The sequence below is a fragment of the Paenibacillus amylolyticus genome (assembly GCF_051136285.1).
GTDB classification, from domain to species: domain Bacteria; phylum Bacillota; class Bacilli; order Paenibacillales; family Paenibacillaceae; genus Paenibacillus; species Paenibacillus amylolyticus_F.
In genome coordinates this window covers 2849007-2862620 of the sequence record NZ_CP194938.1, presented here as the reverse complement: position 1 = coordinate 2862620, position 13614 = coordinate 2849007, and the positions used below count along the sequence as shown (strand labels likewise).

At 38.1% G+C, this 13614-nt stretch carries 11 protein-coding genes and 1 pseudogene; all 12 read left to right on the top strand.

The window, feature by feature from the left end; genetic code table 11:
* Nucleotides 1–33: 33 nt before the first annotated feature.
* The 12 genes and pseudogenes from ACR8BL_RS12540 to ACR8BL_RS12485 all read left to right on the top strand — a co-directional run bounded on the left by ACR8BL_RS12540 (nucleotide 34) and on the right by ACR8BL_RS12485 (nucleotide 13606).
* Nucleotides 34–1347, top strand: a complete 1314-nt coding sequence (locus ACR8BL_RS12540; protein ID WP_434752913.1) for a metallophosphoesterase family protein — start codon at nucleotides 34–36, stop codon at nucleotides 1345–1347.
* Nucleotides 1344–2072, top strand: a complete 729-nt coding sequence (locus ACR8BL_RS12535) for a glycerophosphodiester phosphodiesterase (protein WP_434752912.1) — start codon at nucleotides 1344–1346, stop codon at nucleotides 2070–2072. The genes ACR8BL_RS12540 and ACR8BL_RS12535 overlap by 4 nt, the downstream gene beginning before the upstream one ends.
* Nucleotides 2062–2913 (top strand): LicD family protein, encoded by an 852-nt coding sequence (locus ACR8BL_RS12530; protein WP_434756694.1) that lies wholly within the window; start codon nucleotides 2062–2064, stop codon nucleotides 2911–2913. The genes ACR8BL_RS12535 and ACR8BL_RS12530 overlap by 11 nt, the downstream gene beginning before the upstream one ends.
* Before the next feature lie 54 nt (nucleotides 2914–2967).
* A complete protein-coding gene (locus ACR8BL_RS12525; protein ID WP_434752910.1) occupies nucleotides 2968–4539 on the top strand; it encodes a hypothetical protein in 1572 nt (523 codons plus the stop codon).
* Nucleotides 4523–5674: a LicD family protein gene (locus tag ACR8BL_RS12520; protein WP_434752909.1), complete on the top strand. Its 1152-nt coding sequence runs from the start codon at nucleotides 4523–4525 to the stop codon at nucleotides 5672–5674. Before ACR8BL_RS12525 ends, ACR8BL_RS12520 begins: the two co-directional genes overlap by 17 nt.
* A 47-nt stretch (nucleotides 5675–5721) precedes the next feature.
* Nucleotides 5722–6507, top strand: a complete 786-nt coding sequence (locus ACR8BL_RS12515; protein ID WP_434752908.1) for an adenylyltransferase/cytidyltransferase family protein — start codon at nucleotides 5722–5724, stop codon at nucleotides 6505–6507.
* Nucleotides 6504–6875, top strand: a pseudogene (locus ACR8BL_RS12510) (adenylyltransferase/cytidyltransferase family protein); the annotation flags it as partial. The gene ACR8BL_RS12515 and the pseudogene ACR8BL_RS12510, both read left to right, overlap by 4 nt.
* Nucleotides 6876–7841, top strand: coding sequence for a Gfo/Idh/MocA family protein (locus tag ACR8BL_RS12505; protein WP_434753108.1), 966 nt, complete (start codon nucleotides 6876–6878; stop codon nucleotides 7839–7841).
* A 133-nt stretch (nucleotides 7842–7974) separates the two neighbouring features.
* Entirely contained in the window at nucleotides 7975–9279 is a 1305-nt protein-coding gene (locus ACR8BL_RS12500) for a glycosyltransferase family 2 protein (RefSeq protein ID WP_434756692.1), read from the top strand.
* A gap of 24 nt (nucleotides 9280–9303) precedes the next feature.
* Nucleotides 9304–10689 (top strand): glycosyltransferase, encoded by a 1386-nt coding sequence (locus ACR8BL_RS12495; protein WP_434752906.1) that lies wholly within the window; start codon nucleotides 9304–9306, stop codon nucleotides 10687–10689.
* Nucleotides 10689–12266 carry a glycosyltransferase family 2 protein gene (locus ACR8BL_RS12490; RefSeq protein WP_434758356.1) on the top strand — a complete coding sequence of 526 codons (1578 nt, stop codon included), beginning with the start codon at nucleotides 10689–10691 and terminating at the stop codon, nucleotides 12264–12266. The genes ACR8BL_RS12495 and ACR8BL_RS12490 overlap by 1 nt, the downstream gene beginning before the upstream one ends.
* Nucleotides 12251–13606, top strand: a complete 1356-nt coding sequence (locus tag ACR8BL_RS12485) for a glycosyltransferase family 2 protein (protein ID WP_434752904.1) — start codon at nucleotides 12251–12253, stop codon at nucleotides 13604–13606. The genes ACR8BL_RS12490 and ACR8BL_RS12485 overlap by 16 nt, the downstream gene beginning before the upstream one ends.
* Nucleotides 13607–13614: the final 8 nt, after the last annotated feature.

Here is a 13614-nt window from a genome sequence, read left to right as displayed (position 1 = left end):
GAAGGACAAAGAAGAAAGCAGAGGAGGTAAGCTTTGAAGATTTCATTAATGGGTCTAGCAGGGATGAAGATACGGGCAGGCGATGGTCTGCAAGAACTGGGACATCCGGAAATGCTAAGTACTCCTGTATTTTATTTTGCACAACCTGGAGATCAGATAAGGCTTATGGATTCGCAGTATAAGTTTAATGTCGCAACCTATGCGCCGAAGATCGAAGATCGCTGGATATATACCTATGATTATGCCCCCGAAGAGAACTGGACGGTTTATCGATACGACTTGAATGGAAACACATACAGGCAAGATCAGTATACTTTTTCAGAGTGTGTTTATTTTCGAATATGCTTGAGGAAAATGGATGGAACTGATTTTGAAGGACACGAGGATATCAATCATATACTTTCTTTTCAGAGAAAGAAGCCTTACCTGCATCAAATACAGCCTTGGGTACAAGCAGAAGTGAATCGGGTTTCGAAGTGTGTCACGGATGCACAGGAGAGTGATGAACTTTCCTTTTTGCTTTTGACAGATTCACACTATACAGTGAACGGGACATGGAATGATACAGCTGGAGCTATCCAAAAGCTTCATCAAAAGTTGAATTTCGATGGAATTATTCACCTCGGGGATTTTACAGACGGCATGACAACACGTGAGGTAAGTCGTTATTATGTTGAAAACATTCTTAGCGATCTAAGAAAGTGTGACGTTCCTATATGGGCAACACTGGGGAATCATGATTCAAATTATTTTAAAAATAACCCAGATCCCTTTTCCTTAAAAGAACAATGCGAGCTTTATCTAGGCAGAGATGAACCGCGATATGCTGTTGATTTTGCAGACCAACGACTACGTTTTATCTTTCTCGATTCTTTTGATCCGAACGAAGTTTTGCGTTATGGATACAATGCGTCATGTATCCAGTGGGTCAATGAACAATTGGTAAGCACACCTGCTGATTGGCAAGTGGTTATTTTTTCTCACGTTGCACCTATTGGCCGTTTACAATACTGGGCCAAAATAATGCGCGGTGAAGAAGAATTGATGAAGGTATTACATGAGCATTCCGATAAAATTTTGGCTTTCATCAATGGTCATAATCATGGTGATTTGATAGATAATGCAGAAGGATTTCCTATTTTATCGATATTGAATTCAAAATGTGAAGCTTTTACGGAATATAAGTCACCAGGTTTTATTACCCCTCATCGTAAATTAGGAGATTCTTCACAAGAAGCCTTCGACGTTATGGTTGTAAATACAGAGAAACGGCAGATCCGTTTTGTGAGATTTGGTGCAGGTAATGACAAGATCATTATAGATGGAAAGGCAGAGTGGCTTAAATGAAAATATGGGGTCACCGTGGGGCCTATTCTTCTGCACCGGAAAATACGCTAGAGGGTTTTGAATTGGCGGCTCAAATGCGAGTAGATGGGGTAGAACTTGATGTTCAGCTCACCAAAGATGGGGAAGTCGTTGTTATTCACGATGAAACTGTGGATCGAACCAGCAATGGTCAAGGATGGGTGAAAGACTTTACACTATCCGAGATCAAGAAGCTTAATTTTAATAAAAGAGGTCTGATCGAACCATGGTTTATGGAAGTCCCTACGTTGGCAGAAGTGTTAGAATTGTTGGAGCCAACAGGAATGACCATAAATATTGAGTTGAAAACAGGGATTATTTATTATGATGGAATTGAATCTATCGCATTAAAAGTCGTTGAACAATATGGGATGTCTGACCGGATTGTGTGGTCGTCATTCAACCATTATTCTGTTCAAAAAATTAAACAGTTGGAGCCAGCCTCCCAAACAGCACTGCTATGTGGTGGAGGGATTTTAGTCACGGGGGAGCAATGCGAGAAGGTTGGAGCTGAAGCATTACATCCAAGTGTGCATATGTTGCGTTATCCTGCTCTGGTGGAAGATTGCAACAAGAGGGGAATACTCATCCGTCCGTGGACAGTAACAAGTGACGAAGAACTCAAACTTGCAGAAAGTATTGGGGTAGATTCAGTGATCGTTAACCGGATCGATTGGGCAAAGGATGTTTTAGCTTATGGTAAATGACATGAAACTTGATCACATAAAAAAAGGTCCGCTTACCTCAGAGGATCTGAGAGCCGTTCAACTTATACAAATGGAAATGTTGGTAGAAGTAGATCGAATATGCCGTTTGCACGATATTAATTATGCTATGATTGGCGGTACGATGCTTGGTGCTATCCGCCATAAAGGTTATATACCCTGGGACGATGATGCAGATATTGGTTTGCTTCGAGAAGAATATGAAAAGTTTCGTCAAGTGTGTGAAACGGATTTAGATCATAGCCGGTTTTACTTTCAAGACATGCGGGCTACTCCTGGTTATCGCTGGGGATATGGCAAGATTAGAAGGAAAAACACGTACTTCCTCAGGGAAGGACAAGCTCATATGCCTTATGAATCCGGGATTTTTATCGATATTTTCCCATTCGACAACGTGCCTGACGGGAAAATTGCTGAGAAGCTGCATAACCTTCACTGCACCGTTATTCGGAAAATCTTATGGTCGGAAGTAGGCAAAAAAACAGACCGTAACCCAGTGATGAGAGGCGTGTACTCACTATTGAGCAAAATTCCACTTCAGGTGGTCTCCAATCATCTACAGCATTTTACGAATAGAGGGAATCGAAAAAAAAGCAAGCGTGTACGGACAATTACGTTTCCCGCTCCTGATAAATATAGCGAGGGCATGAAAGAATGGTTTGAACAAACTGTTGAGTATTCATTCGAAAACCTTAAGCTACTGGGGCATCGTGATTATAATGCATATTTAAAGCATAAATTTGGTGATTACATGCAACTTCCTCCTGAGAGTAAACGAAAGTCACACCCAGTTTCATATTATATGCTTCTTGACAAATTGTAATATTTATCGAATTGGCAACTCCATTCACAAATTAATTAAAAGGTAGTGTTTTCTATGTTAAGCAGCAAATTAAGAGAATACTATGAAAACTCTCCATGGAAAGATTCCGTTTTCAGTTGGTATCCTTTTGAAGAGGGAATTACCTATGAGATGGTCATGGATCCAAAGGAAAAGGATTTATCAGTGGAGGCTTTGGCATCTTATAAACAAAAATTGGGTGCGGATGGTCGTCTTCTCCTGGTATATGAGAATCCTTTTGCATTAAGGTATTGGGCAGGTAAACGGTCGGTAGATACAGGATTGCCCTACGACACGTTATTTGGGCGAGGGGAGAATCCGCTCCCAAGTAAGGCAGAGCTACAAACTCGTTTGAGACTTGCTGGTTTTGAAGGTCAAAAGTGGTATTATCCATTAACCGACCATTACTTTACACGGGAAGTATATTCAGAGAACTATCTTCCTGATGAATTTTTGAATCAGCGATTTGTTCCGTATCTAGGACAAGATATATCTTTACAATTTGATGAGCGTCCACTCTATCGAGAGGTCATTCGAGGTGGAGCATTTGAATTTATGTGTGGAGCATATTTTGTTGAGGCTCGGGTGAGCAAGGAGGCCCCTCCTTGTGCAGTGGATTACGCTGCAGTCACAATTTACCGTGAACCTGCTAAACGTTTTGCCACAACAGTTCGTGATGACGGTACAGTGTACAAGACGGCTCTTCACCCTGAGGGTAAAGCAAGCTTACAGAGAACCTTGCTTAACCACGAAGAACTGCTGGGTCTCGGTGTGAATACAATTCAGATGAGATTAGTAAAAGATACATTGGTCATGCCACGTATGAACTTGCCTACACTATGGGATTATTGGGCAAAAAAACTCTCAGATGGAGTTTTTGATGTTGAAGAGATGATCTCACAGTTTGATCGTATTCACGAAGCTATCATGAAGGCTGCAAAGAATGGAAAGTGCTATTGGGAGCTAGTTCCGGCAAATTGTTTTTATGACGAACGCAATGATGAACTGCTTTTTATCGATCAGGAATACTTTTGGGAAGATGTTGTACCTGAGGTGGCATTGACAAGGGCAGTTTTGTCACTGAACTATTCTCCGGCGTTTAGTGCAGATCCACGCAGGGATATCTGGCTTGAAATGTTGAAAACACGTTACGGAATTACAGAACGGTTTGATTGGTTATCAGAGCAGGCTGAGTTACAGACATATAAAGAAGTGTTTGGTGACGGGACACTTCAACTTGACCGTGAGACGGAGCAGACCGAGAGAAATATTGTGAAACAATCTCAAATCATCCACCGATATTACAGATTCCTACCTGTTATTGCTAAATTAGAGAGTATGGGGATGAAACGTCCAGCAATCTATGGGCTTGGTGCACGGGGGATCGTTTTAAAAAAACTCTTGGATGATAGCGGATTAGCCGTGCAAACGATTTTAGATCAAAGTCTCTGTAATGTTGAAAATCTTGAGAATAATCAAAGTCTCAGCGATAGTGATGTTTTAATTGTAAGCTTTTATAAAGGTGACACAGTAAAAAGTGAACTGGAACAAAAATTAACTATACCTATATACACGCTGGGAGAATTAATTGGTGAACAAACTAAATGACTTACAAGTTATTGAGCTAGATATCCTTAAAGAGTTTGCACGAGTTGCCGAACGTGAGGGTTTAACTTGGTTTTCTATGTTTGGCACACTACTTGGTGCGGTACGTCATAATGGATTTATTCCGTGGGATGAAGATATTGATATTGCGCTGCCGCGTAGAGAATATGAACGTTTAAGACTTTCCCAGCATTGGTTTAGTGAACCTTATTTCCTGCAAACACCACAAAATGATCCAGCAGCTGCTTCTCATTTCATAAGGCTGCGGCGGAGTGATACAGCTGTCCTTGTAAACTTTCCTAATGGATACACACGTGGTGGCCATATGGGAGCCTATATCGACATCCTTCCGCTTGATGATATGCCAAATGGCAGAGTAGCCAGGGATGTCCAGGATACTGTTCTTCAGATGCAAAAGCAAATGTATGCTTCGGCTGCACTAGATGAATGTGAGGGTGCTGAAATCTCAGAAGGAAAAGAATATTTTTGTTATAGTTCCGGGGGCATTTCAGGACAATATGATGTTCTTGCAGAGCGTTATGAGCGTTTTTGCTCCAAGTATTCTAACCAGCTATACTACGCAATGCCTGTTCTCGGTGGAGAATATGGTAGAAGAGTTTATGATAAAAAGTGGTTTTCTGAGAGTGTAGAAATGGATTTTGAGGACTTGAAAATTCCTGTACCTGTAGGTTACAAGGAAACCTTGATTACATCTTATCCTGGAGGATTATATGAGCCGGATTTGAAAGATCGCACCTCAAAACATGGAAAGTCTACTGTTATAGATCTAGGACGTCCGTACAAAGATTATGTTCGTCGTTATACTGACATGTTGAATGGTATCGAAGATAAGAAGGTTTTTATTTTTGGCGCGGGCGATAGCCTGCGAATTTGGATGAAACGTTACAGTAAAGATCTGAATGTTGTTTGTGCATTTGACAATAGGAAGGATGCATGGGGGAGTTACGCATACGGTGTACCAATACATTCTCCAATAGAACTTCCTGGATTACTCGATGAGAATTCACGGCTTATTATCGCGAGTGTCTATCACCAAGAAATAGCCCAACAGCTTGAGGAAATGCGGATACAGGAATACTTTGTTTTCATTGATGGCTTAAAATATAGTTCTTTATAGAGAAGCTAAGAGTTAAAGGATTAACAATAGAATTGGAGGATTAAAAGTTGCTAGCATCAGAGACTAATAAACACTGGGACGTTGGGTATATCTCCGGCTCTTTTGACATGTTTCATATCGGGCATCTGAATTTAATCCGCCAAGCGAAGAGAAGGTGTAACAAGTTAATTGTCGGTGTGCTTACAGATGAGTTGGTATCCAGAAGTAAAAATAAATGGCCGACTATACCGCTTCATGATCGCCTGGAAATAATTACAGCGCTTAAATATGTGGACGAGGTTGACGTTACGACTGAATTACTGCTTCATAAGCGTAATGCATTAGAAAAGTACGGATTCGATGCTATGTTTAGCGGAGATGATCATATTTCTGATGGTTGGGCCTGTGAAGAAGATGAACTTAGAACGTTAGGTGTTGATCTAGTTTTCTTTCCTTACACTAAAAAAGTATCTAGCAGCCACTTGCAGGAGATTACGCTCCCACCCAGAGCCGATCATGCGGGTAAAGCGAAAAAGATTGGTGAAGGAATCCAATTTCTATTCCCCTATGATAAGGTAAATAAAAATGAGCGAATTATCATCTACGGCATTGGCAAAGTTGGTGAACAATATTACCGCCAATTGTCTGAACTGAACTTCTGCAAAATTGTCGCTTTTGCAGATACTTATGCCAAGCCTGGTGATTGTTTTGAGGGACAACGCTGTTTGACAGCTGAGGAGGTACGTTCTATGGAACAACAATATGATCGCATTGTGATTGCTTCTACAACTTATCATTCACAGATTGTATCACGTTTACGTTCATTAGGAATTGAGCCGGGGAGAATTGTATGAAAAAAGTGATAACGTACGGAACTTTTGATCTATTTCATGAAGGCCACCGCAGGTTACTTGAGCGTGCCAAAGCTCTTGGTGACTATCTCATCGTTGGGGTGACGACTGAACAATATGATATCCAGCGTGGGAAAATGAATGTTGTTGATTCTTTAATGCGTCGTATAGACAATGTGAGAAGTTGTGGTTATGCCGATGAAATCATTGTGGAGGATCATGAAAGTCAGAAGATTGGGGATGTTCAAAAGTTCAACATTGATACTTTTGTTGTCGGCTCAGATTGGCGTGGCACATTCGATTATTTGAATGAATATTGCGAAGTCGTATATCTCGAAAGAACGAAGGATGTTTCTAGCACAGAACTTCGTATCGAAAGACATAGAAATATCCGACTCGGCATTGTGGGTAGCGGTCGTATCGCAGAGAGAACGATGTCTGAAGTGAAGTTTGTAAGTGGTATTACGGCTACATCTGTATTTAATCCTCGCTTAAGTAGTGCGAAAGTTTTTGCGCAGCGATTTGATCTGGCTACAGCATTTGATAATTATGAGAACTTTCTAAACGAAGTTGATGGGGTTTATATTGCTTCACCACACGAAACTCATTATGAATATGCACGTTTGGCTCTGCTGGCAGGAAAGCATGTTCTTTGTGAAAAACCAATGGTGTTGAGGGAAAATGAAGCTCGTGAGTTGTATGATCTGGCACAACGGACAGGCCTTGTTCTGATGGAAGCGATCAAGACTGCATACGCTCCCAGCTTTTTGAATCTCTTGGCTATCGCTAAAAGTGGACGAATCGGGAAGATTTATGACGTTGAAGCAACATTTACAAAGCTTGTACCGAATGATCCTGGGGCTAGGGAGTATATTCCCACCGTGGGGGGGAGCTTTACGGAACTGGCCAGCTACAATCTTTTGCCGATTTTAAAGTTGTTGGGAACCAAATTTAATGACCTGCGGTTTGATTGTTTTAAAGGTCATAATGGTGTAGATATTTATACAAAAGCGTATTTCCGCTTTGATGATGCGATTGCTACAGTGAAGACAGGTATAGGTGTTAAAAGTGAGGGGCAGTTATTAGTTTCCGGTACGAAAGGCTATATTCAAGTGAAATCACCTTGGTGGCTAACAAAAACATTTGAGGTTTGTTATGAGAACTATGAGCATAATGAAAGTTTCTCTGCACCGTTTCCCGGGTTTGGGATGCGCTTTGAGCTTGCTGACTTTGTTCGTAATATAAGTGAAATGTCGAGACGTAACTATAAACTCACTGCTGAGGAGTCCATAACGATGGCGAGCATTATGGAAAAGTTTTTGCATGTGACGAGGTAAGAAACCTGATTAATACTGTTCATTATCAGTTTGATCGAGAGTCAAGATTTTAGCGAAATATTGATTTTTTTCTTTGGCCTTGTCACATTAAAAAGTTATAACGATGAAAAAGAGGTCTAAGGAGTGTAATCAGTTGAACAATCCTAAAGTATCAGTCATTATTCCGGTTTACAATAGAGCAAAATATTTACAAGAATGTTTAGACAGCGTACTGATTCAGACCCTAGAGGATATAGAGATTATTTGTATTAATGATGGTTCTACAGATGACTCTTATCAGATTCTTATGGATTATGAGCAAAAAGATCGTAGAATTATAATTTTAAATCAGAATAATCAAGGTGTAGCAAGCTCTCGAAATAATGGATTAAAAATAGCAAAAGGTGAATTTGTTATTTTTATGGATTCGGATGATTTTTATCCTGAATCTGATATTTTGGAATGTTTATATGCTAAAGCTAAAACTCATCATGTAATGATATGTGGAGGATCCTTTAGCCATTCTAAGAATGGTGATGTAATTTCCAATTATACAGGGGATTACAAAGATTATGCATTTCATGAAGAAGGAAAAATTGTTTATTCTGAATACCAGTTCCACTTCGGTTTTACAAGGTTTATGTATGATCTTCAATTTTTGAGAAGAGAAAGAATTGAGTTTCCTTTATATACGAGGTATGAAGATCCACCTTTTCTTGTAAAGGCAATGATGATAGCTGGTGAATTTTATTCTATACCTAAAATTACCTATTGTTACCGGGTAGGGTACAAATCTAATGTAGTTACCGCTGAAATGGCAATAGATTGGGCCAAGGGGATCTTAGATTTATTAAGGGTCTCCAAGGAACATGGGCTAAGTAAGCTGCATAATCTCACGATACAAACAAGTCGTGCTGATTTGTACCCGGCTATGTACAAGCACATATCTGAAGGAAATGTGCAATTGTGTTTGTTAGCAACTGAAATTAATGACTCTATAGAAATTGAATATTTATTCAGATCAGGGCATCCTATCTCAGAAAATTATTTGCTTGCTTTAGATGATATAAATAACTACGTCAAAGAAGCTGAAAGAAAAGAATATGAGTTTTTACGTTATGCAAGGAAATTCGATCAAATTATCCTTTATGGTGCTGGTAATATAGGTGTTAAGGTTGCTGAGTATTTTCAACAGTTTAAGGAGATTAACATCCTTTCTTTTGCGGTTTCAGAGAAGATGAATAATTTAAGTGAGATTTTAGGGATTACAGTACAACCTATAACAGAACTAACACCATATAAACAAAGTTCACTTGTGATTGTGTCCACAGCATTGAAATTTCATGAAGAAATCAAAATAACACTCAGTCAACTGGGTTTCAAATATATTTTACTTTTTGATCCTCAGCTACTAAAACTATTTCGTTTGGGAGCTGGAAAAGACATAGAGATCTCATGATATATATTAACTCGAGGTGAATAAATGAAAATTAGCATTATAATACCAATTCATAACTCTGAGGAGTATTTAAGAGAGTGTTTAGAAAGTTTATCAATGCAAGATTTGTATGATGTAGAATTTATTTGCATCGATGACAACAGCACAGATAGTTCGAGAGAGATACTACAAGAATATGCTGATAGAGATCAAAGGTTTCGTCTAATTAATGATCCTGATGGGAGTTACGGACATAAGATAAATCGTGGTATTGCAGAAGCAAAAGGCAAATACATTGGTATTGTTGAGTCTGATGATAAAGTTTCACTAAATATGTTCTCTACACTTTATTCTTATGCTGAAGAATACCAGGTTGATTTTATTAAATCAAATTACTACACATTTATTACAATTTCAGAAGGAACATTACAAACAATTACTAATGTAGTTAATAACAGTACATTGTACGGGGAAGCTTTAGACATATCATCAAACCATCAATTGATTACTATTAAATCAGGAACAGGTATATGGTCTGGAATCTACAACAGGGAGTTTTTGTTGGATAATCACATTTCATTAAATGAGACTCCTGGAGCATCGTATCAAGATACAGGGTTTAATTTTTTTGTTGCGTTGCATGCAAGAAGAGCTTATTTTTTGAACACGCCTCTGTATTGGTATAGAACAGATAATGTAAGTTCATCTGTTAAAGATGAAAGAAAAGCAATGATGATTAGAGAAGAATTTAGGTTGATAGTTGAGAAATTAGAAAATAATAATCTTCTTATTAATGAAGTTTTATCCTTAATCGCAACCAGAAAGTTTACTGCATATTGGTGGAACATTACGAGACTATCGCTAGAAAACCGTATCGTTTTTATTAATGCTGTACTAGAAGAGATACTAGGTGATATTAATAATAACTTGGTAATCTGGAGTGAGTTGTCATCTGAAGCGTGTATTTTTTATAAAGGTTTGCTAGAGGGGGAGAGTAAAGCTTTAGACGATCTAAAAAATAGAGAACAATATGTAAAAAGGGTTATTATAGATACCTTTAATAAAATAAAAAGTAATCAAAGCTTAATATTGTTTGGAGCAGGAATAGTTGGGATAAGTACACTAGGTAGACTAATATCTATGGGTAAAATTATTAATTCCAATAGTGTTCTTTGCTTATGCGATAACAACGCTGACCTTTGGGGAAGAGATATTCAGGGAATACCAATTATGGCACCGCAAGAAGCGATAAATAATTTTCCAGATGCAGATTATATCATTACATGTAATAAATATGCTGATGAAATAAAAAATCAGTTATTGAGCCTGAATATTAAGGAAAGCCAGATTCTAGTACATGATGTATATGGTATGTATACTGATTTAGCTGCATTGAAGGGAATTTGGATGGAGTATTACGAGGAAATGTAATGACAATGAACCATATTATTTTTGGTGAAATCAGGTTTAATGGCTATTTTTTTTTAATTGTTCCTTTCCGACTGGAAGTGGAAAAGTTACACGAAAGGCGGGCTTTATGTACGATTTGTTGCTCTTATCATATTTCGTACATAAAGAAAAGCGCTAATTCAAAAGATGGATCAGGCTGCATGCTTTTCAGACTAGAATTATTGAGGGGGGGAGAGAACTTGCAGCCCAAAGTAAGTGTAGTCGTACCTTGTTACAATAAAAGTGAATATATGCATAGAATGTTTGATTCAATTTTAGCGCAAATATGGAACAATATTGAGTTGATTTTGGTGGACGACGGATCCACTGATGACACTCAATATGTAATTAGAGAGTACGCTTCTAAGTTTGAAGCGAGGGGATTTGGATTGATTACGATTAAGCAGGAGAATAAAGGATTACCTGCTGCTGTATATGAGGGACTAAAGCGGATAACTGGTGAGTATGTATGTCAAGTTGATGCGGATGACGAACTTGAACCCGAGTATATTTCAACCATGGCGGGTTGGCTATCTTTAAACCCGGATTACGATTGGGCCGCTTGTGATTTTTGGTGTGTTTATAATGATCGAAGTGTATACCACAGTTATTTTAAGACACAGGATCATGAAAAAACTTTATCTAAAATGACTGATAGTTTTCTTCTAGGTAGAATCATAGATATGGTATGGGTATACATGGTGCGTAGTAGCTATTTGATAAAAAGCGGTGTTATCGATAATTATTACCACGAAATTAATCGAACTCAAGAACCACAATATGTACTACCTTTAGCCGCGAATAAGGGTAAGATCAAGCATTTTGCTCTCCCACTGTATCGTTATATACAAAATGATACACAAATGTCAATTCGGAAGACATTTGACGATTATGAAAAATATTATGAGCAGTATTATTTAATTGTTAATAGTACGATAGAGTGGCTTTGTGATATCCACCCTGAGGATAAGAGGTTAATCGTTTTGGCTAAATGGGGTCGTTTGAGACGAATGTTACTGTTATTTGATCATTTCAATCAGACAAATTCAAACAAGTTACATCTACTGCGTAAGGAGACGGTTGATTTTATAAATCAGGTCTATGCACCAAATCCCAATATAAATGAGGGGCATCTGGTAAATCCGCAATTATTTTTTACCGCTAGCGTAGACAATAATTTTGATTATAAGCCAAAGAGGATAAACTTACGTAATGGCTGTATTATTGCTTGGGGTGCTCTCGGAAAAAACGGACGTTCACTTCTTGTAGATCTAAAGGGTACATTGCTTGAACCGCATGAACTGTGGGACAAAGGTGGAGATGGAATTTTCGTTAAAATCCCAAGTGTTGAGAAACTGTCTGCAAATGACACAGTTTTAATTTTCCCATCAGATCTTAAAATAGTTACGGAAATTTTAGAGGTTCTTCAACCCATTGGCTGTATGATTTTTACGTATAGTGACTTATTAACTTATGCAGCTTCAAACAAATTCCCGGAATTTTATAACCATTCATTTGAACTATCGCCAGAAGGAGTAAACTTATGCAACCTAAAGTAAGCATGGTCGTTGCATGCTATAACAAAGTAGATTACATCTCCGAGATGCTCGAATCTGTCATTGCACAGAAGTGGGATAATATTGAGATTATTTTAGTGAATGATGGAAGTGTGGACGGAACAAGAGAAGTGATGAGTTTATATGAAGAAAAACTTAAAGCCCGAGGTTATGAGATTAAAATTTTTGATCAGGAGAATCAAGGTGTGGCAGCGGCAGTTAAAAATGGGCTGAAGCTTGTAACGGGTGAATTTGTCTGCATGCCTGATTGTGATGATTTTTTGCATGAAGACTATGTTTTTTCAATGGTTAATGCACTCAATGAATTTCCAGACGTTAATTGTGTGATTTGTGACGAATCAAGAAATCGATGGGATATGGGTTTTGCTCCTGACATTTCTTCCTCTGAATTAAGCCATGTATCTAGCTGCAACTTAATTGAATCATTTCTATTGGGAAGGCTATTGACACATGTGGGAGTTATTATGCTTCGAGCATCATTGATATCTAAATTGCATCTAATTGAAAATTTTGTTACACATGTAAGCAATACTCAAGAACCACAGATTTGGTTGCCTATTATGTCATCAGAGGATTCTATTGTTCACTTAAAAAGACCGTTATATTCGTACATTCTTAGAGATAACTCAATTGTCACATCGCAAACAAATATGAAGTTGCTATGGCGGTATGCTGAGACGAAATGCGTATTAGTTCAAGAAACTTTAAGTAAATATATTGACTCCTCTTCGAAATTAAACTTCTATTCCAAATTAGAAACAATATATAAATATGCTTTTATGATAAGGAGAATCAATAGAAATTCTCATTTGAAAAAATACAAACCTGAATATATAAGCCTATTTTTACAATCGGTAGAAGACAGTGGGCTGATACCAATTAAATTGAGTGAGAAGTGTATTGAAAATTCTGGTTACACTATTTTATACCATGCGATTAGCAATTATTTTATAGGATACTCACCTAAATATAGAGGAGCACTTGACACTATTCGAAGAGCGGAAGGACGCTTAATCGCATACGGTGGAGGTTTTGTGGCGAAGAGTACATTAGAAGACTTTGCTAGGTGCAACATTATCCCAAATGAAGTATGGGATAGATCTGCACAAGAGAATACGAATTTATTTGGGATTCCAGTTGTGACCCCTGATTTTGAATCATTAAAGAATAATGATACAGTTATTATTTTTATGTACGGAGATCGGGATGTAGAGCTGAGAATACGCCAATCGAATTCGAATGTATTTTATTTTCATGATGTTTTGGATGACTTAAGTTCGGAATTTTACCCAGAACTTGTTCCAAGGCTGGATAACGCATAGCTGAATTT

What these genes read in the sequence shown, in the direction of transcription:
- ACR8BL_RS12530 (WP_434756694.1), top strand. Translation starts at nt 2,062, where the DNA reads ATGGTAAATGACATGAAACTTGATCACATAAAAAAAGGTCCGCTTACC.
- ACR8BL_RS12525 (WP_434752910.1), top strand. Translation starts at nt 2,968, where the DNA reads ATGTTAAGCAGCAAATTAAGAGAATACTATGAAAACTCTCCATGGAAA.
- ACR8BL_RS12485 (WP_434752904.1), top strand. Translation starts at nt 12,251, where the DNA reads ATGCAACCTAAAGTAAGCATGGTCGTTGCATGCTATAACAAAGTAGAT.
- ACR8BL_RS12495 (WP_434752906.1), top strand. Translation starts at nt 9,304, where the DNA reads ATGAAAATTAGCATTATAATACCAATTCATAACTCTGAGGAGTATTTA.
- ACR8BL_RS12535 (WP_434752912.1), top strand. Translation starts at nt 1,344, where the DNA reads ATGAAAATATGGGGTCACCGTGGGGCCTATTCTTCTGCACCGGAAAAT.
- ACR8BL_RS12490 (WP_434758356.1), top strand. Translation starts at nt 10,689, where the DNA reads ATGACAATGAACCATATTATTTTTGGTGAAATCAGGTTTAATGGCTAT.